The 26,219-nt window shown below is 66.2% G+C and carries 24 protein-coding genes; 9 read left to right on the top strand and 15 right to left on the bottom strand.

Features of this window, described 5'->3' with window-relative positions:
* Positions 1–110: 110 nt before the first annotated feature.
* Together LGY53_RS41605 and LGY53_RS41610 are read right to left on the bottom strand one after the other, a co-directional pair.
* Positions 111–818, bottom strand: coding sequence for a hypothetical protein (locus LGY53_RS41605; RefSeq protein WP_225732186.1), 708 nt, complete (start codon positions 816–818; stop codon positions 111–113).
* Positions 806–1,699 carry a hypothetical protein gene (locus LGY53_RS41610; RefSeq protein ID WP_255665062.1) on the bottom strand — a complete coding sequence of 298 codons (894 nt, stop codon included), beginning with the start codon at positions 1,697–1,699 and terminating at the stop codon, positions 806–808. Before LGY53_RS41610 ends, LGY53_RS41605 begins: the two co-directional genes overlap by 13 nt.
* Positions 1,700–1,838: 139 nt before the next feature.
* Here LGY53_RS41610 and lspA point away from each other — a divergent pair, with 139 nt between their 5' ends.
* From lspA to LGY53_RS41625, 3 genes are read left to right on the top strand one after another with little or no spacing between them, the layout of a single operon-like run.
* Entirely contained in the window at positions 1,839–2,429 is a 591-nt protein-coding gene (lspA, locus tag LGY53_RS41615) for a signal peptidase II (RefSeq protein WP_225732236.1), read from the top strand.
* A complete protein-coding gene (locus LGY53_RS41620) occupies positions 2,426–3,352 on the top strand; it encodes an RluA family pseudouridine synthase (RefSeq protein WP_167473869.1) in 927 nt (308 codons plus the stop codon). Before lspA ends, LGY53_RS41620 begins: the two co-directional genes overlap by 4 nt.
* Positions 3,345–4,049, top strand: a complete 705-nt coding sequence (locus LGY53_RS41625) for a hypothetical protein (protein ID WP_225732187.1) — start codon at positions 3,345–3,347, stop codon at positions 4,047–4,049. Before LGY53_RS41620 ends, LGY53_RS41625 begins: the two co-directional genes overlap by 8 nt.
* Before the next feature lie 41 nt (positions 4,050–4,090).
* Here the strand turns inward: LGY53_RS41625 and LGY53_RS41630 are convergent, their stop codons facing one another.
* The gene (locus LGY53_RS41630; RefSeq protein WP_225732188.1) at positions 4,091–5,023 is read right to left on the bottom strand and encodes a S9 family peptidase; all 933 of its coding nucleotides are present in this window, start codon (positions 5,021–5,023) and stop codon (positions 4,091–4,093) included.
* A gap of 36 nt (positions 5,024–5,059) precedes the next feature.
* Between LGY53_RS41630 and LGY53_RS41635 the strand changes: the two genes are divergently transcribed.
* A complete protein-coding gene (locus LGY53_RS41635) occupies positions 5,060–5,593 on the top strand; it encodes a helix-turn-helix domain-containing protein (RefSeq protein ID WP_225732189.1) in 534 nt (177 codons plus the stop codon).
* 28 nt (positions 5,594–5,621) lie between these two features.
* Here the strand turns inward: LGY53_RS41635 and LGY53_RS41640 are convergent, their stop codons facing one another.
* Complete coding sequence (locus LGY53_RS41640) at positions 5,622–6,452, bottom strand: PhzF family phenazine biosynthesis protein (protein ID WP_225732190.1); 831 nt, start codon at positions 6,450–6,452, stop codon at positions 5,622–5,624.
* A gap of 101 nt (positions 6,453–6,553) precedes the next feature.
* Positions 6,554–8,965 carry a cation-translocating P-type ATPase gene (locus LGY53_RS41645; RefSeq protein ID WP_225732191.1) on the bottom strand — a complete coding sequence of 804 codons (2,412 nt, stop codon included), beginning with the start codon at positions 8,963–8,965 and terminating at the stop codon, positions 6,554–6,556.
* Positions 8,966–9,145: 180 nt separating this feature from the next.
* Between LGY53_RS41645 and LGY53_RS41650 the strand changes: the two genes are divergently transcribed.
* The 4 genes from LGY53_RS41650 to LGY53_RS41665 all read left to right on the top strand — a co-directional run bounded on the left by LGY53_RS41650 (position 9,146) and on the right by LGY53_RS41665 (position 12,164).
* A complete protein-coding gene (locus LGY53_RS41650) occupies positions 9,146–10,066 on the top strand; it encodes an ADP-ribosylglycohydrolase family protein (protein ID WP_225732192.1) in 921 nt (306 codons plus the stop codon).
* Between the two features lie 28 nt (positions 10,067–10,094).
* Positions 10,095–11,087: an Rpn family recombination-promoting nuclease/putative transposase gene (locus LGY53_RS41655; RefSeq protein ID WP_225732193.1), complete on the top strand. Its 993-nt coding sequence runs from the start codon at positions 10,095–10,097 to the stop codon at positions 11,085–11,087.
* Positions 11,088–11,113: 26 nt separating this feature from the next.
* Positions 11,114–11,377 (top strand): hypothetical protein, encoded by a 264-nt coding sequence (locus LGY53_RS41660; RefSeq protein ID WP_225732194.1) that lies wholly within the window; start codon positions 11,114–11,116, stop codon positions 11,375–11,377.
* A gap of 394 nt (positions 11,378–11,771) precedes the next feature.
* A complete protein-coding gene (locus LGY53_RS41665) occupies positions 11,772–12,164 on the top strand; it encodes a hypothetical protein (RefSeq protein WP_225732195.1) in 393 nt (130 codons plus the stop codon).
* 56 nt (positions 12,165–12,220) lie between these two features.
* On the opposite strand, the gene LGY53_RS41670 is transcribed toward LGY53_RS41665, so the two are convergent.
* The 4 genes from LGY53_RS41670 to LGY53_RS41685 all read right to left on the bottom strand — a co-directional run bounded on the left by LGY53_RS41670 (position 12,221) and on the right by LGY53_RS41685 (position 18,093).
* Positions 12,221–12,655 carry a PPOX class F420-dependent oxidoreductase gene (locus tag LGY53_RS41670; RefSeq protein ID WP_225732237.1) on the bottom strand — a complete coding sequence of 145 codons (435 nt, stop codon included), beginning with the start codon at positions 12,653–12,655 and terminating at the stop codon, positions 12,221–12,223.
* A gap of 71 nt (positions 12,656–12,726) precedes the next feature.
* Positions 12,727–16,011 carry an arabinosyltransferase domain-containing protein gene (locus LGY53_RS41675; protein ID WP_255665060.1) on the bottom strand — a complete coding sequence of 1,095 codons (3,285 nt, stop codon included), beginning with the start codon at positions 16,009–16,011 and terminating at the stop codon, positions 12,727–12,729.
* A gap of 178 nt (positions 16,012–16,189) precedes the next feature.
* Positions 16,190–16,687 (bottom strand): hypothetical protein, encoded by a 498-nt coding sequence (locus LGY53_RS41680; RefSeq protein ID WP_225732197.1) that lies wholly within the window; start codon positions 16,685–16,687, stop codon positions 16,190–16,192.
* A 95-nt stretch (positions 16,688–16,782) separates the two neighbouring features.
* On the bottom strand, positions 16,783–18,093 hold the full coding sequence (locus tag LGY53_RS41685; RefSeq protein WP_374111319.1) for a DNA polymerase IV: 1,311 nt from the start codon (positions 18,091–18,093) through the stop codon (positions 16,783–16,785).
* Positions 18,094–18,243: 150 nt separating this feature from the next.
* On the opposite strand from LGY53_RS41685, the gene LGY53_RS41690 reads away from it, so the two are divergent.
* Positions 18,244–19,128 carry a UTP--glucose-1-phosphate uridylyltransferase gene (locus tag LGY53_RS41690; RefSeq protein ID WP_225732199.1) on the top strand — a complete coding sequence of 295 codons (885 nt, stop codon included), beginning with the start codon at positions 18,244–18,246 and terminating at the stop codon, positions 19,126–19,128.
* 131 nt (positions 19,129–19,259) lie between these two features.
* Here the strand turns inward: LGY53_RS41690 and LGY53_RS41695 are convergent, their stop codons facing one another.
* The 6 genes from LGY53_RS41695 to LGY53_RS41720 all read right to left on the bottom strand — a co-directional run bounded on the left by LGY53_RS41695 (position 19,260) and on the right by LGY53_RS41720 (position 26,135).
* Positions 19,260–20,177: an SMP-30/gluconolactonase/LRE family protein gene (locus tag LGY53_RS41695; RefSeq protein ID WP_225732238.1), complete on the bottom strand. Its 918-nt coding sequence runs from the start codon at positions 20,175–20,177 to the stop codon at positions 19,260–19,262.
* 105 nt (positions 20,178–20,282) lie between these two features.
* Positions 20,283–20,822 (bottom strand): NlpC/P60 family protein, encoded by a 540-nt coding sequence (locus LGY53_RS41700; RefSeq protein WP_225732200.1) that lies wholly within the window; start codon positions 20,820–20,822, stop codon positions 20,283–20,285.
* A 364-nt stretch (positions 20,823–21,186) separates the two neighbouring features.
* Positions 21,187–24,360: an isoleucine--tRNA ligase gene (gene ileS / locus LGY53_RS41705; protein WP_225732201.1), complete on the bottom strand. Its 3,174-nt coding sequence runs from the start codon at positions 24,358–24,360 to the stop codon at positions 21,187–21,189.
* Positions 24,361–24,635: 275 nt separating this feature from the next.
* Entirely contained in the window at positions 24,636–24,836 is a 201-nt protein-coding gene (locus LGY53_RS41710) for a hypothetical protein (protein WP_225732202.1), read from the bottom strand.
* A 72-nt stretch (positions 24,837–24,908) separates the two neighbouring features.
* Positions 24,909–25,763 (bottom strand): DivIVA domain-containing protein, encoded by an 855-nt coding sequence (locus LGY53_RS41715; RefSeq protein ID WP_167473853.1) that lies wholly within the window; start codon positions 25,761–25,763, stop codon positions 24,909–24,911.
* 69 nt (positions 25,764–25,832) lie between these two features.
* A complete protein-coding gene (locus tag LGY53_RS41720; RefSeq protein WP_167473852.1) occupies positions 25,833–26,135 on the bottom strand; it encodes a YggT family protein in 303 nt (100 codons plus the stop codon).
* Positions 26,136–26,219: the final 84 nt, after the last annotated feature.

A 26,219-nucleotide genomic window follows, 5' to 3' on the forward strand; every position in this document is an offset into this window, starting at 1 on the left:
TGGCAAGGCGGAGGAGGAGCCGATACCGGGTTTGTATCGGCGACGACGACAACGCGGCCAGGCGGCGAGCTGGACCGCGGAGGCGCCGGATGGGACTTCGAGGACGCGCCCTAGGGCCCGGCGATCCCGCGCAGCTTACGCACCTGCGCCGCCGTCAGATCGGCGAGCACACCGGGATCGAGCGGTTGCCGCGCGGATACGACGATCTGCGTCAGCGTGGCGCCGACCTGCACGATCGCCACCGATGAGGTGAGCACCACATCGTCGCTGACCGAACGCACCTGGAATCCGGTCACCGCGTCACCGGCCGACGGCTGGGCGAGCCCGCCGATCCGGTAGTCGATGGGTTTGCTGCCGTCGGTCCCCGAATAGTGTGTGCAGCGCGCGATCACCGCCTGCACCTGCGAAAAGGCCTGGCCCACCAGTTCGTTCGAATAGCTCGCGGCATCGATATCGATTCCGGCGAAATCGGGCCCCATATATTGGACCGCCGCATGCGCCAGCGCACCGGAGGTCTGACTCGCCAAGGGCGAGAGCACCTTCGCGCATTCGGCGGGTGTGGTCGGCGCCAGACCGCCGAGCGAGAGATCGGAATTCGGGTCGGGCAACGCCGTGAACGACGGCGGTAGATCGGTGACGCCGAGCAGCAGGCCGCGCAGCCGCTCCGAATCGTCGATCGGCAGGCCGGACGCCGTCGCCGCGGGCACCGCGGGACCGATGGGCGGCAGTTTCACCTGATCCGCCTGCTGCTTACCACCGCATGCGGCCAGCGTGAGCGCGACGAGCAGCACACCGCAGGCGCGGGCTACTCGTTCCACGTCACCTGTGTGTCGATCGTCTGCTGCAGCACCGCGGCGCTCTGCGGATCCCGGTAGGACTGGTGGCCGCCGACGGTGATCGACCCGGAGACCGGCAGCGGCAGGCCGAGATCCACGATGATGGTGCCGCTGCCCTGCATCACGTAGTCGTTGATATCCAGCACGCCCGCATTGTTCGGCAGATTCCACACGGCGGACTTCGGCTTCTGTGTGACATTCAGTTCGATGGTCAACCGGTCGCCGTCGCGCTTGGTGAGCGTCGCGGTGGTCACCTGGTCGAGGGTCACACCGCCGGACACCTCCTGGCGCACCGTCCACACCGCACCCTCGCCGAGCGGTTCGTCCGGGAATGCGATCGACTGGTAAACCGCTTGGTAGAAGGCCTGTTCCAGGGCGGCACGCGCGGAATTCGAGGTATCCGGATTCGGTGCCAGACGTAGCGCGGTGATGGCGCCGAGCTCGCTCATATCGAAGCCGGCCCGCGAGCCGTCGGCGGCGGTCAACGCCTTGTTCAGCGACGGATCCGGCGTCGAGACCGCGCCGAGGGTGCAGTCGACGCCGTCGGCGCCCGCCTTGGCCGTCATCGGGATGGTGAGTGCGGGCGTCGAATAATCCTGTACCGGTTGATCGTTGATCTGCTGGGAGATCTTGTGGTCGGTGCGCAGCGTCACCTGCTGCACCGTGCCCTCCGGATAGCGCGGCCGCAGCAGCTCGCGCGGTTCGTCGCCCGGTTGCACCACGGTCGCCACCGCCACCGAAATCGGTACTGTCACTTCCTTGCCGACGCCGAGCGGTTCGGTGCTGTCGCTCGACGTCCGTGCCTCGCTCCCGTCGCCGCAGCCAGCGCCGAAGGCCGACAGCCCGAGCGCCAGCACGATCATCAGCACCCCGGAACGGGTTTTCCGGGGTGTGTGGAGGGAAGACAACACCGTCACGGCTCACAGATTACGACCGGTTCCTGAGTAACACCTGGGACATGCGGGCGACCACCGCGGGATGACCCACGCCGCTCGAGCGATGATGGTGGGTGTGAGTGACGACCGGCCGCCCGAGGAGAACACCGTCGAACCCGCCGTGGAGACGGCGCAGCCGCCTAAGCGGCTGCCCATTCTGTTGATCGTTGCCGCCGTGCTGCTCGGCCTCGACCTGCTCACCAAGACGATCGCGGTCGCGCGGCTGACGCCACAGCACCCGGTTCATCTGATCGGTGACGTGGTGCGGTTCACCCTGGTGCGCAATCCGGGTGCGGCGTTCTCCATGGCCACCGGCATGACCTGGCTGCTGACGCTGATCGCGGCCGCGGTGGTGTTCGGGGTGATCAGGATCGCCCGGCGGCTGCGGTCGCTGTGGTGGGCGGTCGGGCTCGGCATGGTGCTCGGCGGCGCGCTCGGCAATCTCATCGATCGGCTGTTCCGTTCGCCCGGCCCGCTGCAGGGTCACGTCGTCGATTTCATCTCGGTCGGCTGGTGGCCGGTGTTCAATGTGGCCGACTCGTCCATCGTGTGCGGTGCGATCCTGCTCGTCGCGCTGACCGTCTTCGGTTTCGAACCGGACGGCAGCCGCACCGGGCGCGGCGAGAAGAGCGAGGCCACGGGCGAGGTGCAGGCGTGAGGGAAACCAGGACCATGCCGGTGCCCGACGGGCTCGACGGGATGCGCGTCGACGCCGGGCTTTCCCGGCTGCTCGGGCTGTCCAGGACCGCCGTCGCCGCGCTCGCCGAGGAGGGTTCGGTGCAGCTGGACGGCATCGCCGCGGGCAAATCCGACCGGCTCGCCGCGGGCGCCTGGCTGGAGGTCGTATTCCCGGAACCCAAGCGGGAGTTGACCATCGAGGCCACCCCGGTGGAGGGCATGAAGATCCTCTACGCCGACGACGATATCGTCGCGGTGGACAAACCGGTCGGCGTCGCCGCGCACACCGGCGTCGGCTGGTCGGGCCCGACCGTGGTCGGCGGGCTGGCGGCGATGGGTTACCGCATCTCCACCTCCGGCGCGCACGAGCGGCAGGGCATCGTGCACCGGCTCGATGTCGGCACCTCGGGTGTGATGGTGGTGGCGCAGTCCGAACATGCGTATACGGTGCTCAAGCGCGCGTTCAAGCAGCGCACCATCGATAAGCGGTATCACGCGCTGGTGCAGGGACATCCGGATCCGAGCAGCGGCACCATCGACGCACCGATCGGCCGGGCCCGGGGCAACGACTGGAAGTTCGCGGTCACCGCCGACGGCAGGCCGAGCATCACCCATTACGACACCGTCGAGGCGTTCCAGTCGGCGAGTCTGCTCGATATCCATTTGGAAACCGGCCGGACGCATCAGATCCGGGTGCATTTCTCCGCGATCCGGCATCCGTGCTGCGGCGATCTCACCTACGGTGCGGATCCGCGGCTGGCGGAGCGGCTGGGGCTGGAACGGCAGTGGCTTCATGCCCGCTCGCTGGGTTTCCAGCATCCGGCCGATGGGCGTTATCTGGAGATCACCAGCGAGTACCCGGCGGATTTGGAGCACGCGCTGGACGTGCTGCGCAATGCCTGAGGTACTGGCGGCGTCCGAGGAGCCGTCGGCCCCTCGGACGAATCCGTTGCGCCGCATCATCATCGGTGTCGGCGTAGCGGCGCTGGTGGCGCTCATCGTGCTGCTGGGGGTGTTGATACCGCCGAAGAACGGCGGTGTGTCCACCGACCGGCTCGGGCCGGACCGCGGTGAGCGGATCGCGGATTACCTTGTCAGGGCCAAGGATTCGCTGAACGGCACCGACGCCGATGAGCACTGGGCGCTGGTGTCGTTCACCGATTATGTGACGCCGCAGCAGATTCCGGCGCACAGCGGCGGCCTGCGGATCTCCGAGGTCATTCAGCACGTCCCGATTCCCGGGGTGCAGACCCCGGTGCTCGGTATCCCGGTCCCGGCGGGTGACGCGGTCGCCGTGGCCGCCGCGGATGCCGCGGCGAGCCTGCTGACCGTCCGCCCGCCGAGCGGTAACGAGCGAATCGACCGAACCGTCGCCGTCACCGCGGCTCGGCTCCGAGCGGGTTGCGCATGCACCCCGGGGCTCGTGGTCCGCGGCCAACTCCCCCGCCTGCGAGAGTTGGCCGCACAGAACGGAATTCGCGCCGTCCAGGCACTCCCCGCCGATGCTGTCTGGGACCGCTTCGCGATCGTTCCGCTACTGCCGGAATGGACCGAGACGGCCACACCGGGACCCGATGACGGTCCAGTTCCGGACAACTGATCCGACGCGGCGTCAGGGATCCGCTGATCATCCATCGGGGATCAAAGTTCACCCGTCCTGAGCCAATGCGCGATATCCGCGATAACCGCCGGGTCGAAGTGCTGCGGCACCTCGTAGCCGGCGGGGGTCGACGGCCCTTCACCCGGGTAGAAGCAGTGATCATCGGCCGGGTACACCCGAAACGTCACGTTGTCGCGATGTGCGAGACCCTTTCGCCACAGCGCGAGATCCGTGTCGACGGTGATCTGATAGTCCCGCTCGCCCTGCAGTACAAGCATCGGCCGATCGAGCGCCGCCGCGGTCGAAACCTGGTCGTACTCACGCAGATCCAACCAATACCCGCCGGAATAGCCGAACGGCAGCTCGGCGGGCGGCGTCGACGGCGAGAGGTCCGGACTCTCGACCATGGCGGCTTGTCGTTCAACCGCGGCCACCGCGTCCTCGGTGACCCCGAGTAGCCCCTTTTCGGCGAAATAGCGGAAGACACGAACGGCGGCGCGCTGCATCGGTTCCGCGTCGGCGGCGAGCAGCACCAGGCCCGCCACCGCCGGTTCGGTCGCGGCGACGCGCGGCGCGAACTTGCCGCCCATACTGTGCCCCGCGACGAAAACCCTTGCGGGATCCACGGTTTCCTCGTCCCGAAGCAGCCGCACGGCCGCGACCGCATGCGGTACATACTCCTGCGTCGGCGTGAAATCGGGGCGCTGATACAGCTCGAGGCGGTTGTAGGTGACTTTGTCGAACCGCACCACGGCGACGCCCTGCTCGGCCAATCCCCAGGCCAGGTCCCGCAGCGGCTTATTCGGCCCCGACGTCTCGTCGCGGTCGAAAGGCGCACCGCCGCTGAGCAATACGACACCCGGATGCGGTCCCGCGCCGCGCGGCAGGGTCAACGTTCCGGCGACCTGTCGATCCCCGTCACCGAGGGTGATATCGCGTTCGATGAAGCTATCGGGACTAGCTACCTTTCTCATATTTGAGAAAGGTAGCAGGTATGAGAAGGTTGCACAATGGACATCTTGGAACTGCTGGGACACCCGGTCCGCCTGCGCATCGTGCACGCGTTGCGCGGCGGAAGGATGCTCACCACCGCGCAGCTCTGCGCGCGCCTGCCGGATGTTTCGAAGGCGACGGTGTACCGCCACGTCGACCTGCTCACCAGCGGCGAGGTACTGGAGGTCGCCGGGGAGCAGCGGGTCCGTGGCGCGGTGGAGCGCACCTACCGGCTACGCCAGGATCGCGCGAGCATAGATCAGGAAACCGCGGCCCGGCTCACCCCCGAGGACCACCGCCGCGGATTCCCGGCGGCGATGGCCGGCCTGCTCGCCGAGTTCAACGCCTACCTCGACAGCGAAAATGCCGATCCGGCAAAGGATTCCGTCGGCTACCGGCAGCACGCCATCTGGCTCGACGACGACGAGCTGAATACTCTCATCACCAGGATGCGCGAGGCCATCCTGCCGGTGCTCGCCAACCAGTACACACCGGACAGAGCTCGATATCTGTTGAGCCCCATCCTGTTTCCGATGGCGGATCCGGACTGATGCCCGACCGCCACCCCGCATCGAATCGCTACTCGCCACCCTGATCCGGCAGCGTCACAACGCCGTCGAGGTAGCGGCGGCAGCGGCCGATGAGCTGCACCCGGTCACCGTGCAGTTCGCCGCGCAGGGTTCCGCCGCGCCTGGACAACTGCCGCGCGAGCAGTTCGGCACGGCCGAATTCCTTGGCCCACAGCGGAACCAGCTGAGCGTGCGCCGACCCGGTGACCGGATCCTCGATAACGCCGAGATCCGGCCCGAAGACCCGGGAGACGAAATCGACGGTGTCGCCGGGCGCGGTGATCACCGCGTCGAAGGCTATCGGCGGAAAAGCGGAGAAATCCGGTTGTGCGGCAAGCACTTCCGCCTCGGTGCCGACGACGATCACCTCGTCGAACCCGGTGTAGGCGCGCACCGCGCGCACCCCGAGCGCGGCAACCAGCTGCGGATTCGGCTCCACCTCGGTCGATTCCAGCGCGGGCAGATCGAGCACGTACTCGTCGTCGTCGGTGCGGTCGACGTGCAACCAGCCGCTGCGGGTGTAGAAGCTCACCCGGTCCGCGCCGGGGTGGATATCCTCCAGCACCTGCGCCGCCGTCGCCATGGTGGCGTGGCCGCACATGTCCACCTCGACCGTCGGGGTGAACCAGCGCAGGTGGAAGGCGGGCCAGTCACCCGGCGGGCCGCCCGCCTCGGGCGGTAATTGGGAGGTGTAGAAGGCGGTCTCGGCGAGGTTGTTCTCCTCGGCCAGGTTTTGCAGCAACTCGTCCGGCAGCCATGACGGCAGCGGCATCACCGCGGCCGGATTGCCCGAAAAGGGGCCATCGACGAATGCGTCGATCTGGTGCAGCAGTACCTCCATAGTGGGAGAAGGTACTCCAACACCGAATCAGCGCTTCGCACAAGGCATCTCGCGGCGTGCCGGGTCAGTTGTCCAGTTGCTGGGTGAGCACGCGAGTTTGCTCACATACCGCCCGGTGTGGGATGCCGCTCCGCGCCGGTGATGCGCGCGCCCACCCACCACGCCACCTCGACCAACACGATTCCCACAGCGCCACAGGCGAATGCGGCCGCCGTCAGCGCGGCGTTCGACGGATCGAGTTTGAAGAAATGTTTGGTGAACGGAACCGTGAACAAGAACACATACGCGGCCACCGACGCACCGATCAGCACGACCTTCCACCACACATACGGCCGCGCCACGATGGCAAGGACCCACACCGCGATCATGATCAGGGTGATCAGCGCCGTGGTGCCCGCCTGCACCTTCTCCGACTCGGTCGCATCCTTCCCGGCATAGGCGAACAGGTAGGCGACGAACGTGCACACGCCGATCACCACACCCGACGGAATCGCCAAACGCATGACGCGGGAAACGAATCCGCTGCGGGCGCGCTCGTTGTTCGGCGCCAGCGACAGGATGAACGCCGGGATGCCGATGGTGAACCAGGCCGCGATCGTCACATGCCTCGGCAGGAACGGATAGCCGAGCGGGTCGTAGCCGAAGATCTTCGACCCGACACCCGCCGCGCCGACCAGAAATGCGAGCAATACCGAATAGACGGTTTTGGTGAGGAACAGATTCGAGACCCGCTCGATATTGCCGATCACCCTGCGGCCCTCGCCCACCACGTACGGCAGCGTGGCGAACCTGTTGTCCAGCAATACGATCTGCGCCACCGCCCTGGTCGCCGGACTGCCCGAACCCATCGCCACGCCGATATCCGAATCCTTCAGCGCCAGTACGTCGTTCACACCGTCACCGGTCATGGCAACGGTGTGACCGCGGGATTGGAGCGCGGCGACCATGGCCCGCTTCTGGTCCGGGCGCACCCGGCCGAAGGTGGTCTCGCGCTCCAGCACATCCGCGAGTTCGCTTTGGTCCTCCGGCAATTCGCGCGCGTCCACCGCATGGTCGCCGCCGGGTAGGTTCAGCGACGAGGCAACCGCGCCGACCGAGACGGCATTGTCACCCGAGATCACCTTGATCGAAACATTCTGCTGGGCAAAGTATTCGAGCGTGTCACCGGCATCGGGCCGCACCTTCTGCTCCAGCACCACCAGCGCGGCCGGCGTCACCCGGCCCGGCGCGTCGGCCGCGTCGACCGGGCGGTCACCGCGCGCCAGGAGCAGGATGCGCAGCCCGGAGGAACCCAATTCCTCTGCGACACGGGCATCTTCGGAGCCCGGGTCGAGCAGGACGTCCGGCGCGCCGAGCAGCCAGTTGCCGTTGTCGCCGTAGGAGACGCCGCTCCATTTCTTCGCCGAGGAGAACGGCGCGTTCGCGGTGCGCGACCAGCCCGGCCCGTCCGGCAGCGCCTCCGCGATGGCCTGCACGCTGGCATTGGGCCGAGGATCGTCGGCGGCCATGGCGGCCAACGCCTTTCGCGCGAGGTCCGGATCACCGTCGCCGAGCGCGCGAATCTCGCTGAGCCGCATACCGTTCTCGGTGAGCGTGCCGGTCTTGTCCGCGCACACCACGTCGACCCGGGCCAGACCCTCGATCGCGGGCAACTCCTGGACGAGGCATTTGCGCCGCCCCAGTCGCACGACGCCGACCGCGAATGCGACCGAGGTCATCAACACCAGCCCCTCGGGGACCATCGGCACCAGCGCGGCGATCATGCCGGTGAGCGCGGGCCGCCACGACTCGCCGCTGGAGAACAGCTGGTTGTAGATGCTCAGCAGACCCGCGGGTATCAGCAGGTAGGTGATGAACTTCAGGATCTTGTCGATACCGGTGCGCAGTTCCGAATGCACCAGCGTGAATTTGCTCGCCTCATCGGCGAGTTTGGCCGCGTACGCGTCCTTGCCGACCTTCGTCGCGCGGTACGCACCGGATCCGGAAACCACGTAGCTACCCGACATCACGGTGGCGCCGACCGTCTTATCGATCGGGTCTGCCTCACCGGTGAGCAGCGATTCATCCACCTCGAGCTGCGCCGATTCCTCGATGACACCGTCGACGACGATCTGGTCGCCCGGCCCGAGTTCGATGATGTCGTCGAGCACCACCTCCTTCGGCGGCACCTCCCGCGCGGCGCCGTCGCGGCGCACCGTCGGCTTGGCCTGGCTGACGATGGCCAGCTGGTCCAGGGTCCGCTTCGCCCGGATCTCCTGGATGATGCCCACCCCGCTGTTCGCGATGATGAGCAGGCCGAACATTCCGTCCACGATCGATCCGGTGGCCAGTACCAGCAGGAACAGCACGCCGAGGATGGCGTTGATCCTGGTGAAGACGTTGGCCCGGACGATATCTCGCACCGAGCGGCTGGCTCGGTCGGGAATGTCGTTGGTGAGCCCGTCGCGGCGGCGCTGTTCGACCTCGGCCGCCGTGAGTCCGGTCGCCCCCGAGGCCTGCACGGTTATCGACATGCTCGCAAGCCTAACGGCGCTGTCGGGCGTAGCCCGTCATTAGCCTGCGCCGGGCCGAGCTCCGCGCGAGGCACTCGCCTGACGATTGGTTGTGGTTGCATCGCGCAACACAGCAACTCGGCAGCGAGTGTTGCACGCGGTACATTGGCGGCCGGCGGCAGGAAATGGGAGGGGAAATCAATGCTGGACGACGCACAGCTGGACCGCGCCGCGGGCGTACTGCTCGGCACCGCGGCGGGTGACGCACTTGGGGCGGGCTACGAATTCACCAATCCGGACCCGGATCTCGCGATCGATATGATCGGCGGCGGGGCCTTCCGCTGGGAGCCCGGCGAATGGACCGATGACACATCGATGGCACTGGCCGTCGCGCTCGCCGCGGAACCCGGACCGGGTATCGATCCGGATGCCGTCGCGGCCGGATTCGTCCGCTGGTGGGATTCGCGACCGAAGGACATCGGCAACCAGACCCGCACGGTCCTGGAGGTGCGTCCGCAATCCGCCGCGGATATGTGGGCTCGCGCCAGGTCGCTGACCGGTCTGACCGGCGGAAACGGCTCGCTGATGCGGACAGCGCCGGTCGCCGTCGCCTACCTGCGCGACGCGGACGAATGCGTCAGGATGGCGGGCGCCATCGGCATGCTCACCCACTACGACGAGCACGCCACCGAGGCATGCAAGATCTGGACATACGCCATCCGCCACGCGGTGCTGTACGGCACCTTCGACGGCGTCCGCGAATACGCCGCGGCATCCCCCGCCGCCGACTACTGGCTCCCGCGCCTCGACGAGGCCGAAACCGGTCGACCCCAACTGTTTCCGAGAAACGGCTGGGTAGTGCACGCCTTGCAAACGGCATGGTGGGCGATTACCAACACCGACCCGTCCGGCCCAGGACAACTCGCCGCCGCACTCGAGAAATGCGTACGCGCAGGCGGTGACACCGACACCACCGCCGCCATCGCAGGCGGACTGCTCGGCGCACGCTGGGGCGCACGCGCCGTCCCCCCACAGTGGCGCAAGAAACTGCACGGCTACCCCGGCCTGCGCGGCGACGACCTGATCGCCCTCGCCGTACGCATCGCCACCAAGAACGCTTGACCTGTCCCGCTCGGCCGACCGAAAGGCTATGAGTGTGTCCGCGTCACAATCGAATCCACACGACTCCTATTTCCGGAGCGTGATCAGCCGACCCGCCGAGGCAGCAAGCGAGCTAACGGAGGTTCTGCCGAAAACCATTGCCGCATATATCAATTGGGAGAAATTGGAACTCCAGTCGCCCGCCTTCGTAGAGAGGCACCTGCGATGCAGCCAAGCCGACGTGGTGTACCGGGCAAGCCTCGACGGCCACGACACCTACGCATACATACTGATCGAACACCAAAGCCGCACCGACAGGTTCATGGCGGTCCGATTGCTCGGGTACATGGTGAACATCTGGGATCACCATCGGACGACGAACCCGAAGTCCCAGCTGCCGATGGTGATCCCGCTGGTAGTGCACAGCAGTCACAAAGGTCGACGTTGGAATACCCATACCGAGCTCATCGAGCTATTCGATCTCGAACCGGATATGCGCACGGCTTCGGGTCCCTACCTGCCACGCTTCCAATTCCTACTCGATGACATCACCGCGATGGACCTCGATACTTTGCTCAACAGTGGTCGGACGCCGTTGACCAAAGTCATGCTGGCACTGCACAAGATCGCCCCCGACATGCCGCACACAGACATGCTGCTTCCACTGGTCGAGAACCTACGAGCCATCGGGAACAGTCCCACGGGCAAGGACGACCTCGACACCATCATGTACTACATTGTTAGCGTCAGCGATATCGATACAGCCGATCTGCAACCCATCGCCGACCTAGTCGGTCCCCGAGCCCAGGAGGCCATCATGACCACCGCTGACCGGCTCCGCGCCGAAGGCGAGGCCAAAGGCGAAGCCAAGGGTGAAGCCAAAGGACGCGCCGAGGCTCTGCGCCAACTGCTGGCCGTGAAGTTCAAATCGGTGCCCGACCGGTTCACCCGCCGCATCGACACTGCGACTCCAGAGCAAGTGCGGACCTGGACGGCCCGAATCATCGATGCCACCTCCCCCGAAGAGGTCTTCGCTCCGTAGGCTGGCCCCGAGTCACGGAGGCCATCGTGACCACCGCTGACCGGCTCCGCGCCGAAGGACGCATCGAAGAGCGCACCGAGACGCTGCTCGACCTGCTGCAAGAGAAGTTCGAATCTGTGCCCGCCGATATCACCGACAAAGTTCACACAGCAGACCCAGATCAACTGCGGACATGGACTCGCCGCATCCTGCGCGCCACCACGCTCGACGAAGTCTTTACTCACCAGATCGGCCCCGCGGAGGCTTCTGACCCGTTCCGCGCCAAAGGCGAAGCCCGGGCTTTGCTTTGACTTCTGGCCTGGAAGTTCGGGCCGCTGCCCGATGAAGTCACCAACACCGTCGGCACCGCCGCGACCAGCTCGAAACATGGATGGACCGATTTCTGGACTCCACGACCGTTGCAGACATCTTCGACCGCAAATTTGGCGCCATCGGCCACCGACAGCCGCTACTCTCGAGCAGGTCTTCGATCATCAACCATCCTGTACCGAGGAGATCGCTTTCCCTAACACTGAAAAGCATTGCGCTGCAAGAGAAACCGTAGGTCGCCACGATTCCGAGATTCTGCTCGCGATGTTGACGCTGAGGTTTGGCCCACTGTCTGCACCGACCATCGACAGCGTCCGCGCGGCAGACACAGAGCAGGTGCGGACATGGGTGGATCGATTCACGTACAGTGCCGACTTGGACGAAATTCTGGTAAGTCAAGAACCGATCACACCTTGTCCGTACGCAGAAACTGCACTGCTACTCGCATTGCTGCTCATGAAATTCGGCGTAATACCCATGTGGCTTGACCACGATGTCCGATGTGCAGACACGGAACAATGCCGAACCTGGATGAACCGACTCCTGGCCGGCGGTAGCTTCGAGCAGATCATCTACGGCGAGGAGCAAGCCAGAGCTCAGCCCGAGTCGCAAGCCAAACTGAGAAACCTGGTCAATACCTGGGAGGAAAAGACAGGTTCAATGGAAGGATTTGTCGATGCGCTATTCGACGTACTGATCAAGAAGTCCGGGCCGAAACCCGGCCCCGCAGACGTCGAATCGAGTGATCCTGATCGAGCCGGACCCTGACCGCCACCACACTCGACGCCATATTCGCTCAGTAAACCGGCCCCGAGCCAAAACCCTCAAACCGCAGGCACCCTACGAATATTCTTCTCCAACTCATGCGGATCCCGGTCCGGATCATCGATCCCGAAGCCGATGATCTTCTCCGGATGGATCCGAATGATCGCCCCGTCCACGTTCGGGTCCGGTTCGAACGCGGAATCCGTTGGCGCGGTGAGCGCTTCGCCGCGGCCACGGATTTCCAGGCAGCGTACCCGCCACGGTTGGGTCGACGGCAGGTCGTCGACGACGAAGGCGACTCGGCCGTTGGCGGCGACGTTTTTGAACTTCTGGCTGCGCGACATGTACCGGCCGCGGATGTCGATCGTGCCGGTTCGCTCGTTGTACCGGTACGACACGGGACTGACCTGCAGTGTGCCGTTCGACTGCACGGTCGCCAGGCGGCCGAGCAGTTGGGTGTTCAGGTATTCGAATTCGGCGTCGGTGAACAGCATGGTGGCCCTTCGGTTTTCGTGGCTCCGGACGACCACCATGCTGCAACCTCAACCTATCTTCAGGTCAAGCGTCACCAGTCGAGGATGGTGTGCGGCGGCGCCCAGGCGCCCGAGCGGCGCACCTGATCCACCGTCACCCTGGCCGGTTCGGCCGTCGCGTCGATGGGCACGAACTGCTCGATCGAACCCCAGTCCCGGTTCCATTTCTCGTCCAGGTACGAGGGCAGTTGGCGCGAGGTGAACAACAGCTGGGTCCAGCCGAGTGGGCCGCCGCCGTCGTGCGCCTCCCACAGGTTGGTGATGGTCGCGCCGTTGCGGTCCGGCAGGATTCGGTACCTGGGCAGATCCGAGACGCCGTCGTGCGTCGGCACCAGGTTCTGGCACGGGAAGTGCAGGCCGACGGCCCAGTCCAGCAGCACCGGCGTCTTCGAACCGAGCAGGCTGTTCAGCGTTTTCGTCTGCGGCACCCGCGGCGGTGTCACCGCGAACCACTGGTCCCGGCTCAGATCCTTGTCCTCGCCGACCAACCGCACCACGTCGGCGTCGCCGGGCAACCGGTTCAGCGGGACCCGCAGGTTGCGCCACATCGGCGACGGACCGATATCGATCGGCACCGTCCGACCCAGCGCGGTGACCTCGCCATTCGGTTGTGACCTACCGTATTCCAGCTCCAGATTCTGTCCCTGATGGACGACGCCCTCGGCATCCACCGAATGGATCCGGCCCGCCACCGCTATCGCGATGATCTGGCCGCGGCTGCCGTTCACCTCATTCGGCAGCCGATACCAGTCGCTGATCAGCGAGGCGGGTGTCTGGTCGCCGTCGCGGTAGCTGCCGAGCACCGGCGTCGTCGCCGGATCGAGTCCGAAGGGCAGGGATACGGTGCTGCCGTTGATACCGCTGCCGTGCGAGGTATCCGATCCGGACCCCGCCGATTTGGCCGCGTCGCGCAGCTGGTCCGGATCGCTCGACACCGAATTCGCGCGGCCGGTGGTCGATTCGACCTCGTCCGAAACCAGTACCGGCGCAACACCGTTCGGACCGAATCCGGTGGATTCGGTGCGGCCGAGCGCGGTGCCGACATCGCCGGAGACCGGGCGCAGCATCGAGGCGTTGGTATCCGGCTCCACCAGCACCTTGTCGGCCATACCGCAACCGCCGGAAACCGCCTCGGCCGCATTGGATTGCGCCAGCGAATACGACGGATATTGCGCCACAGCGGCTTTCGCGAAGGAAAGCAGCATGAACACCACCATGGCCGCCGCGGTCACCGCCAGCACCGGGGTACGCATGATCCGGCCTGCCGGGGAATCCGGCCGCGGCCGCGATTCGGGACGGATGTGGAACCATCCGGCGACCAGCAGCGCGAGCACCGACAGCCCGAAGAATCCGGTGGAGAACCCCTTCCCGTGGAATGACGGCGGCTTGTCCCACCACGGGTTACCCCACGCCGACGCGTACCAGTAGCCGTTCGCCGCCGTGAAAGTCAGTGCGAGCGCGAAGAATACGGCCGCGGCAACCAGTGCCCGGTTGCGCAGCGGGCGCATCACCGCCGGACCGACCGCGACGGCCGTCAGCGCCGCGACGCAGGTCGCCAACCCGGCGAAGACGCCGAACTGATGGTTCCACTTGGTCGGCGAGAACATCAGCAGCACCATCGCGGCCAGGGTGATGCCGACCACCCGGCGCGACGGCCCCGGCGCGGTGCCCGGGATATGACCGCCGCGCCGCAGCATGGTCGCCGCGCAGACCACCAGCCCGAGCAGCATGACGAAGACACCGAATCTGCGGGTCAGCCAGCCGTCGCCGTTGGGCTGGATCAGATATTGGTAGCGCAGGTATTCCGCGAACCAGGTGTCGCCGGGCCCGATTCGGTTGTGCACGTAGAACATCTCGAGCGCCGCGCCGAGCGTGCGATCCGCGAAAACGATGGTCAGAATGACGAATCCGGCCGCGAGCAGCGGTAGCAGCAGCGCCAGGTAGCCGACGTCCTTGGCCCGCCGCAGCAGCACCGGGGTCAGGCTGCGCGCCCCGGCCAGCAGCGCGCCGATACAGATCAGGCCCGACGGCGCGACGGTCAACGTCAGCGCCGCGATGATCACCGCGAGCGCGGCGGGCAGCAGCCGCCTGGTCGCGATGGCCCGCTCGACCGATACCCAGGTGAGCACCACACCGCAGGCCACATACGGTTCGGCGCGCAGGCCGTTGTTGTACGGCAGCCAGAACGCCAGGAATACCAGGGCGGCGGTCCACACCGCGATCTTGTTGCGCCGGAAGACATTACCGAGCCGCGGCAGGATTTCGCGGCTGATCACCCACCAGGTGAGCACCGCGACCGCGAGGGTCGGCAGCCGCACCCACGGGCTCACCGTCGAGATCCGCGCCAGCCAGGAGATGATGTCGGTGTACGGCGTGTAGAACGGGCCTTCGTCCACCGAGAACCACCGGTAGTAGTTCGACATATAGCCCGAACTCTGCGAGGCGCGCGCCATGCCGAGGATGTAGCCGTCGTCGGAAGTGTTGGCGCCGATGAAATGCCAGACCAGCAGCGTCGCGAAGACCACCCAGTCGGTGGGGCGCAGCCGCCACCAGCGCTGCGGCAGGAAACGCCGCGTGCGGCGGCCGTCGAGCCGGTCGAGCTGGTGCAGCGCGACGAGCGCGGCGCCGGTCGCGATCAGGCACAGCATGATCACCGCCAATTTCAGCGGCGTCGGCGAAGTGGAGAAACGGGAGTCGACGGCGATGTGCACGTGCATGCCCCGCGGCACCGCGCCGGTCAGTTCGGTGAATACGCCGACCACCTGCGGCCGCAGATCACCAGCGGTCACCTTGCTGGAATCCGTTGGGCCACCGCCGGTTACCGACACAGCGGCGTTCGCGGCGGAGATATCGATCGCGAGCCCACACGACTGGTCGCGCACCGCGCTCAGCGGCGCCGACCAGAGCAGCGTATTGCGCGAGACCACATCGACCCGTCCGGGCCGCTCCGCGGTGTCCGCGACGACCTTGACGACGAGGCCGTAGTGTTCGACATCCGCCGACTGCCGCGGGATGGTCGAGAGCACGGTGCCGCCGGACGCCGCGAGCGCGGTCAGCGCCGAGCACGGCACCTGCATCGAAAGATCAAGCGGCGCATAGGAAAGCAGTGGCGATTCGACATTCACCGCATTGGCCGCCTGCGGCCAGTCGACACTCGCCGCCTCCTGGCGCACCGGCAGGAACGGCACCGCTGCCGCCAGCACGAATCCGAGCAGGCCGGCAATGATCGCGACCCGTCGAGCCCATCCCCCACGTCTATCGTTATCTGCCGTACCGCGTTCGGAGTCCTCGACGGACGGCTGCCCCGCCCACACCATCGTGTCAGCCACGGCAGCAGATGTTAGCGGTACGACATCGGGCCCAAATACCACGAGACGGTGACCGGGCTCACAAAAACGCGGCAAAACCGCACGCCAACAGGAACTTTCGGAAAAGCTGAGAATTTCCGGCAGTCCGGCTCACCGATACCGAACGGTGAGCCGGACCACACCGGGATCAGGCGGCGCAGGCCTTCGACTGCACGTTGGCCAGCGACAGGATCTGGCAGGCCCACGCCTTCTGGACCTTCCACTTGCCGTCCTCGGCGACGAACGGCACGTCGGCGACGTTCTCCTGGCCGTTCAGCGTGAGCTTGGCCTTCGCGTTGACGGTGTCGCCGAATGCGGTGACGTCGGTGACGACCACCGACGCGCCGGTCTGCTTGTACGCCTCGGCGAGGCGGCTGGGCAGGTCCGGATCGGCCTGGGCGCCCTGCACCATCTCCAGCTTCTCGGCGACCGGCACGTTCGGGTCGAGCGCGCGCTGCAGTTCCTCGTTCAGCTGGGCGACGGTCGGGGTCGGCGGCAGATTCGGGTTCGAAGCAGACGCCTTGACGCTGGTGGTCGCCTTGGTCGGCTTGGCTTCACTCTTCTTGTCGTCACTGCCACAGGCGGTCATGCTCAGGGCGGCGACGATGGCCAGGCCGGCGATAGCGATGCGTCCAGTCTTCTTCAACTGCTCGTCCTTTGCGTTCGGAGTAGGTACGTTTCGGTCAGACCAGGCAGCGACCACCCGAACGGCAGCGCTGCACGAGGTACCCAGGCTACCCGTCAGCGCAGACTGCCGAGCGGATCCGCCCGCGACAAACTGATGTCGTCGGCTGCGAACGTACGCGCCGGGCCCGGCCCTGTCGAGCTGGTCTCGAATCGGACCGTCACAACACCTTGTCCGGCACCCTGCACCCAGCCGTGCCCGAATTCGGGATGTGCGACATCCATTCCGGGATACCAGACCCGGCTCGCGTCCGCTACCTGCGGCGCGGCGATCAATCCGCCCGGACCCGAATCGGGCTGCGGCAGTTCACCTTCCGATAGCGGATCCCGATCCAGCTCGGGAAACAGTGATTCCTGCCGCACCGCGGACAGCCCGCCGTAGCCGACCCCGACGAGCCGGACCGGACCCAGTTCGGCCGGATCGATCGCCGACCGCAGCGCCGCGGTGGTGAGGGTGGCCAGATCGGTTGTCGCGTAAGGCAGGGTGAACGATCGAGTGACAATGGACATATCGGACTTCTTGAGCTTCAGCACCACGGTGCGCGCCGCGCGCCCGTCCTTGCCGAGCCTGCGGTGCGCGGCCGCGGCCATCGCCTCGATCGCCGGGCGCAGCTGTGCGAGCGTGACGATGTCGTGCTCGTAGGTGGTTTCGGCGCTGATCTGCTTGGCCTCGGCGCGCTCGGCGACCGGGCGGTCGTCGATGCCGCGGGCCAGCCGGTGCAGTGCGGCGCCGACGCTGCCGCCCAGGATCGAGACCGCCTCCGCCTCGGGCAGCGCCGCGAACGCACCCACCGTCTCGATGCCCAGCGAGCGCAGCCTGCCCTCGGCGACCGGGCCGATCCCCCACAGCTTGCGCACCGGCAGCCCGGCCAGCAACTGTTGCTGCTCGACCGGTGAAATCACCCGTATGCCATCGGGTTTCGCCAGCCCCGAGGCGATCTTGGCCAGCTGCTTGCCGGTGCCCGCGCCGACCGAGGCGACCAATCCGGTGCGCTCGCGCACCACCGCGCGCAACTCCTCGCAGAACCGATGCACCTGCCCCGCGGTGGCCCCGGCCAATTCCGCGGGCTCGCCGAACGCCTCGTCGAAGGACAGCGTCTCCAGCACCGGAATTCGCGAGCGCAGCGCATCGAATACCTGGGCGCTCACCGCGCCGTACACCGACCCGCGGGCGGGCACCACCACCGCCGTGACCCCGACCAGCCTGCGCGCCTGATGCATCGGCATGGCGGAGCGGGCGCCGAACACCCGCGCCTCATAGCTCGCACCTGCCACCACACCCCGGGCGCCGGTGCCGCCGACCAGGACCGGCCGCCCGCGCAGCGTCGGCCGGGTCAACTGCTCTACCGAGGCGAAGAACGCGTCCATATCGATGTGCAACACCCAGCGGCGGGCCGCGGTCAGCGCATCATCGGTGGTCACACCCGAAATCTACGCGCGGACACTGACAGAATCCGTACACACGAGTGTGATGGGGATCCAAGTTGAAGCTTCCGCCTATATGTGATGATCGGACGCATGAAGATCCGCAAGGCCGTGATCCCGGCCGCCGGTATCGGCTCCCGGTTGCTCCCGCTGACCAAGGCCATCCCCAAAGAGATGCTACCGGTCGGCGACAAACCGGTGATCGAGCACACGGTACGCGAGCTGGTCGCCTCCGGGATCACCGATATCACCATCGTGGTGAGCGGCGGAAAGTCGTTGATCCAGGACCACTTCCGCCCGAACCCCGCACTCGTCGCACAGTTGCGCGCGGACGGCAAGACCGCATACGCCGACGCGGTCGAGGAGGTCGGCGAGCTGTCCCGGCTCGGCCACATCACCTACCTCGACCAGCACGGCCCGTACGGCAACGGCACCCCCGTGCTGAACGCGGCGCGCCACCTCGCCGACGAGCCGATGCTGGTGCTGTGGCCCGATGACGTATTCGTCGCCGAAACCCCGCGCGCCCAGCAGCTCATCGACGCCTACGAGCGCACCAGCGGTCCGGTGCTCGCGCTGATGCCGATGGACCCCAGCGAATCCCAGCGCTACGGCGTTCCGGTGGTCGCCGACGATCTCGGCAGCGGGCTGCTGCGCATCAGCGGCCTGCGCGAAAAACCGAAGCCGGAGGACGCGCCGTCGAATTTCGCGGCCATCGGCGGCTATGTGGTCACCCCAGGCATCATCGAGGAACTCAGGATCCAGACCAAGCGCTGGTACGAACACCGAACGGGCGAGGTGTATCTCACCGACGCGATCAACGCGTACGCGGCCGATCACGCGGTGTTCGGCCAGGTGATCCAGGGCCGCTGGTACGACACCGGCAATCCGGCCGATTACCTCGTCGCCCAATTCGCCTCGGCGCTGGCGCATCAGCAGTACGGACCGCTGCTGCGTCAACTGGCCACCGAGCTCGGTTAGACGTACCTCCGCAGTCGCTCCGGCCGTGCGCGGGCTGCGGACGACCTCGTCGGCAGCGCCCGTTCGGGCTGCCGCGCGATTCGCCGGAACCAATCCGGCGAATCGCGCGGAATACGTTGTGCGTCAGCCGGTTACGGTGCCGGAACGATATGCACCACGTTGTCGGTCATCGCCGGAACGAGCAGGTACTTTCCGCTCTTGTCGAGCGTGAAATCGGCGGGGCCGCGCACGTTGTCCGGCAGCTTCACCTTCGCGACCTCGGTGCCGTCGGCCTTGTAGACGGTCACCTTGCCCGGCACCGGGTTGTCGAACGAAACCCAGTCCGAGACAGCGATATTGCCGTCCGACAGCACCGCGATGCCGTCGAGCAGCCCGTGCACGCCGCCGATCTTCTTCGGCGACAGCGGCGCCTTGCCCAGCTCCAGCCGGAACAGATCGCCGCCCTCGTTGTGCGCGCCGTCGCCGTTGACGTAGGCGACCTTGCCGGACTTCTCCAGCGCGATGCCGTTGGCGCCGGGCACCCCGCTGGTGAGCGTCGCGAACTTCTTGCCCTCCAGGTCGAGTTGGTAGACCGAACTGCGCAGGGTGTCGGTCACCAGCAGAGTCTTGTTGTCCAGCAACGCGATATCGTTCAGCTCGGTCGGGGCGTCGCCGTCGATCTTGGCCTCGAAGACCTGCCCGCGGGTGTTCAGGTCGTAGCCGACCACCCGATCGACATCGGCGACGTAGACCTTGTTGTCCACGAACGCCATACCCTTCGGCGAGTTCAGCGGCGGATCGCCCGCCTTCGGCATCGCCTTCTGCTCGATCACCTTGCCGGTGGCATCGAGCAGGGACAGGAAGCCGTCGCCGTCCTTGGCGACCGGATCCTGCTGCGCGCCCATATTCGAGACGACGTACTTGTCACCGGCGACAAGTACGCTCTCCGGATTTGAAAAGCCTTGGATCACACCGGGTTTCAGATCACCGGCATCATTCTTGTCGCCGCCGCAACCGCTGAGTGCCGCGGCGAGCACCAGCACGCCGAGCGTACTCGGCATCAAGCGCATACGCACTGTTCCCTCATCATCCTCATCATCACGCAGCCGTACTGCCGTGCCGTGCAAGGTATCCGATTCATCGCAGGATTTCCCGGCGGAGGCGCCGGACAGGTCTCAGAACCGCCGAATGGTATAGATGAAGAACTGGCTGAGCGGGGTCAGACCGACCGGCACGCCCCAGTCGTAGGCGTTGAGCACCTGGCCGAAACCGGCGTAGATGCCGACGTGTGAGGCGTCTTCGTTCAGTATCACCACATCGCCCGGCGAGAGCGCACCGAACGGCACCGGGGCACCGGCCTTGGCCTGCTGCCAGGTGGTGCGCGGAATCTGCACGCCCACTTGCCGGAACGCCCACTGCACCAGGCCGGAACAGTCCCATGCGTCCGGGCCGATACCGCCCCAGCGATACGGTTTACCGGTCTGGGTCGACGCGGCGGTGAGTGCGCCGAGCCCGGCGCTGCTCGGCAGCGGCAGTGCGGCCGAGCCGCTGGAACTGCCCGAGCCCGAACCGGAACCTGAGCCGGAACCGCCACTGCCGGAGGCGCTGCCGGTATCGGACCAGGCGGGCCCGGCCAGCACCAGCGTCGCGGCCGTCGCGACCAGGAATCCGATGGCGATGCGGCGCAGCGGCTTACGCGCGGATCGAGTCGGCATGTGCTCGCCCCTTCCGTCGGTGGACCGAGGGCTACTCTCCGGCATCCCGGGCGGCACCCGAGGCGGACCACATCGTCGGACCGAACGGGGCGGCCGGGCCCGGCGAAACCCCGCCTGGCACAGCACTTTTCAGATCAGACACGGCACGAGAAGTAACTCCTATCACAGAAGAGGACTTCTGTAACAAGAGCAACATTCCCGATTGTGCCGCCGACCTCACCGGCTCGCAAGATTTCAGCTAATTCTCAGCATGTGATCTATATCACATTCACTGAAGGCTAGCCACTCTTCCGAAATCGTCGACAAGACAGCGCGATTGGTCGGGGCGGGACCCGCAGTGCCCGCCCCGACCAATCGAACGGCGTCAGTTCTTGGTGACCGATACCCGCACGCCGCCGACCACCTCGGCGGCATTCGCGCCGGGATCACCGAAAGTGAGCGTGGTGGCGAGGATTTCGCCCGCGATCAGGTCGCGATGCGTCTCGGCCCAGGCCTGGCGGTCGGCCGGGACCTGCAGCACAACGGCAATCCGGTCGGATACGTCGAGGCCGAGCGACTTGCGGGTCTCCTGCAGGTCGCGGATCAGGTCGCGGGCCCAGCCCTCGGCCGCCAATTCCTCGGTGACCACCGAATCCAGCACCACCAGGCCGGCGTTACCCGGCAGCGCGGCGGTCGACTCCGGTTCGGCGGCGACCAGGCGCTGCGTGTACTCCTCCGGCAGCAGCGCGATACCGGCCGCGGTCACCACACCGTCGGCGCCCTCGCTCCACTCGCCCGCCTTCACCGCCTTGATCACGGTCTGCACATCCTTGCCGAGGCGCGGGCCCGCGGCCCTGGCGTTGACCACCAGCTCGAAACGGCCGTGCACGGCGACATCGGTGGTCAGATCCACCTTCTTGACGTTCACCTCGTCGGCGATCAGATCCGCGTACGGGCGCAACCGCTCGGCATCCGGCGCGGCGATGGTGACCTCGGCCAGCGGCAGGCGCACCCGCAGATTCTGTGCCTTGCGCAGGCTCAGCACCGTCGAGCACACCGTGCGCACCTCGTCCATCGCCGAGACCAGTTCCGGATCACGCGGCAGCTCGGCATCTTTGGGCCAATCGGCCAGATGCACCGACTCACCGCCGGTCAGCCCGCGCCAGATCACCTCCGAGATCAGCGGCAGCAGCGGCGCGGCCAGCCGGGTGACCACCTCGAGCACGGTGTGCAGGGTATCCACCGCATCGCGGTCCTCCGCCCAGAACCGCGAACGCGACCGGCGCACATACCAATTCGTCAACGCGTCGGCGAACGAGCGCAGTTCGTCACAGGCGCCCGCGACGTCGTAGACCTCCAGCGCCTCGGTCATCGCATCCCGGGTCGCGGCCAGCTTGGCCAGGATGTAGCGGTCCAGCACGTGCGTCGAATCCGTACGCCACACACCGGGTTTCGACGCGTACAGCTGCAGGAAGGTCCACGCGTTCCACAGCGGGCGCAGCGCGTGGCTCACCCCCTCGCGGATGCCGCGCTCGGTGACGATCAGATTGCCGCCGCGCAGAATCGGCGAACTCATCAAGAACCAGCGCATCGCATCGGAACCGTCCCGGTTGAACACCTCGTTCACATCCGGGTAGTTACCCTTGGACTTGCTCATCTTCAGGCCGTCGTCGCCGAGCACGATGCCGTGCGCGACAACGGTTTTGAAGGCCGGGCTGTCGAACAGCGCGGTGGCGAGCACGTGCAGGGTGTAGAACCAGCCGCGGGTCTGCCCGTTGTACTCGACGATGAAATCGCCGGGGAAGTGGCTGTCGAACCACTCCTTGCTGCGCCCACCCCCCTGCCCTTCGGGCCCACCCCCCGTGTTCTCGAACGGGTAGTGCACCTGCGCGTACGGCATCGACCCCGATTCGAACCAGCAGTCGAGCACCTCCGGCACCCGGCGCATGGTCGAATTGCCGGTCGGGTCATCGGGATTCGGCCGGGTCAGCTCGTCGATCATCGGCCGGTGCAGATCCGTCGGGCGCACGCCGAAATCGCGTTCCAGCTCGTCCAGCGAGCCGTAGACGTCGATCCGCGGATATGCCGGATCGTCGGACATCCACACCGGAATCGGGCTGCCCCAGTAACGATTCCGGCTGATGTTCCAGTCCCGCGCACCCTCCAGCCACTTGCCGAACTGTCCGTCGCGGATATGCTCGGGCACCCAGGTGATCTGCTTGTTCAGCTCGACCATCCGGTCGCGGAACTTGGTCACCGCGACGAACCAGGACGGCACCGCCATATAGATCAGCGGCTGGCCGGAGCGCCAGCTATGCGGGTACGAGTGCTCGATCGTCTCGTGCCGCAACAGCTTTCCCGCGGCCTTGAGATCCTTGATGATCACCGGGTTGGCATCGAAGACCATCAGGCCCTCGTACGGCGGCACCATCGAGGTGAACTTGCCACCCGGATCCAGCGGCTGCACCAGCTCGATTCCGTTGGCGCTCGCCACATCCATATCCTCCTCACCGAAAGCCGGTGCGAGGTGCACGATTCCGGTACCGGAGTCGGTGGTCACGTAGTCGGCGGTGAGCACCCGGTGCGCGCGCGGATGGCCGAGGAAGAAGTCGAACGGCGGACGGTACGCCAGATCGGCGAGCGCCGCGCCGTCGTATTCGCCGAGCACCTCCGGTTCGTCACCGAATTCCCTGGCGTAGTGCGAAACCCGTTCGGCGGCCAGCAGGTAGCGCTTGCCGTCGGCGCCGCGCAGCTGCACGTACCGGACATCGGGATGCACGGCGATAGCCAGATTCGACGGCAGGGTCCACGGCGTGGTGGTCCAGATCAACGCATTCGCGCCGTCCAGCTCGTGCAGCGGATGGTCGGCGGGAACGGCGAGCACCATATCCACGGTGACCGCCGGATCCTGGCGCATCTTGTACGCGTCGTCGAGCCGGGTTTCCTGATTCGACAGCGGAGTCTGTTCGTACCAGCTGTACGGCAGAACTCGGAAACCCTGGTAGATAAGGCCTTTCTCATACAGCGACTTGAACGCCCACATCACCGACTCCATGAAGTCGAGATCGAGCGTCTTGTAGTCGTTGTCGAAGTCGACCCAGCGGGCCTGACGCGTCACGTAATCGCGCCACTCACCGGTATAGCGCAGCACCGAGGATTTGCACGCGGCATTGAATTCCGCGAGGCCCATCGCATCGATCTGTGATTTGTCCGTGATACCGAGCTGCTTTTCGGCCTCGATTTCCGCGGGCAATCCATGGCAGTCCCAGCCGAAACGCCGATCGACCCGCTTACCGCGCATGGTCTGGAAACGCGGAACCAGATCTTTGACGTATCCGGTGAGCAAATGGCCGTAATGCGGCAGCCCGTTGGCAAAGGGCGGGCCATCATAGAACACGAATTCCGATGCGCCGGAACGATTTTCGATGCTCCTGCGGAAGGTGTCCGAGGCCGCCCACGCGTCGAGCACACGGCGCTCCAGATCCGGGAACGAGGCATTGGCGCCGACCCCGAGGTCTACGCGCGGGTATGCGCTGTTCGTGGAAGTTTCCTCCGCCATCGCGGTGCGTCTCCTCGTGCCATGTCGATTCAGTGGGCACGGGGACGATGCCGGCGCGTATGCGCCGAAACCGCGGTACCACCCCGCTTGTCCGGCAGCTCCACCGGACCTCTCGTTATGAGCTGTGACGGGCTCACCCGTTCGGTTCTACTGGGCCACCGGATGATTGCCGGTGCGCTGTTCTTCCGAAGGCTCCCCGGTGATGGCCGGATCGACGCCGTATACATGTTTGATTCTAGCCAGCGTGGTCAAAACAACTAGCGGGGACCCGCCCGCTAACGTTTCGCATGCCGTCCGGGAGGTGGCGCGGCATCTCCGTCCGGCCTGCGCATTGATAGGGCACTCACCAGCAACAGCACGGCACCGATGACACATACGATGATGCATCCCCACGCCCAGATCACCGATCCGGTGGTCAGCGCGGTCACGAGCAGGGCGAAACCGATCGCGGCAAGGACGAGCGTCAAGACGAGCACAGTGACCCCCTTGGCGTGCCAGGCGGCTCGACAGGACCTCTAGCTACTCGGACTGCTGGCGGCAGGGCGGCCTTACTTACCGCCCTTGACGAAGGTGGCGGGCTGCAGGTTGTTCGCGGTGTCGGCGGCGCCGAATTCGCCACCGTCCACCGGGACGGCCGAACCACGGTTCTCCAACTCCTCGAGCTGCGATTCCAGATACGACTTCAGGCGCACCCGGTATTCGCGTTCGAACGTCTTGAGCTGCTCGATCCGGCTCTCCAGCACGCTGCGCTGCTGGGTGATGGTCGCCATGATCTCGGTGTGCTTGCGCTCGGCGTCGGCCTGCAGGGAATCGGCCTTCTCCTTGGCCTGCCGTAGCTGATTCTCCGACCGGCTCTGCGCGTCCGACAGCATGGCGTCGGCCTTCTGGCGGGCGTCGGCGATCATCGCCTCGGACCGCGTTCTCGCATCACCGACCAGTCGCTCCGAATTTGCCCGAGCGTTTGCGAGTAGGCCCTCGGCCTCCGCCTTGGCATCGCTGGTGAGCCGATCCGCCATTTCCTGGGCGAGGCTGAGCACCTTGGCCGCTTGCAGATTCGCATCGGCGCCGGGGGCGTCCTTCGGCTGCGCGGCGGGCATCGGCGCGGGCGGCGCCTGCGGCACCGGCGGCTTGATCGGTTCCGGCGGCGGCGGAGGTGCCTGCTGCACAGGGGCTTTCACGGTTTGCGCGACGGGTGCGGGGCCCCGGTTCTTCTTCGCGTCGGCCAGTTCGGCATCCAGTTCGGCAACCCGCTGGCGCAGGTCGGCGTTCTCCTCGATCAGACGTGAGAGCTCCTGCTCGACCAGATCCAGGAAGGCGTCGACTTCGTCCTCGTTGTAGCCGCGCTTCCCGATCGGTGGTTTGCTGAACGCGACGTTGTGCACATCGGCTGGGGTCAGCGGCATCGAAGGATCCCTTCACGCGTCTTTTGGAGATCTAGCAGATCTAGCGAGCAATCTTCTGGGCCCATTCTGTCACACCGGGGCTACTGGTTGCCCGAGCCTGCCCACGATCGACATCAGGATGAAGACGATGAAAAGCAGGACCATAATCGACAGATCCAGGCGAATTCCTCCCAGTGACACCGGGGGTATCAACCGCCTCAGCAGTTTCACCGGAGGATCGGTGATCGTGAAGATCACCTCTAGGATCACGACCACGACGCCGGTAGGGCGCCAGTCGCGGGCGAAGTTACGGATGAACTCGACGATCACCCGGCTGATCAGCAACAGCCAGAAGATGAACAGTACGAAGTACAGCACCGCGAACAAGGCCACGAGTTCACTCTGCCCGAAAATCCGCGCCGCGCAAAATGACCGCGCCGCTGAACGGGCGTCCGGTCCGAATCTCCCCCCAGATCA

It is taken from the genome of Nocardia sp. JCM 34519.1, from assembly GCF_020361265.1.
GTDB classification, from domain to species: Bacteria; Actinomycetota; Actinomycetes; order Mycobacteriales; family Mycobacteriaceae; genus Nocardia; species Nocardia arthritidis_A.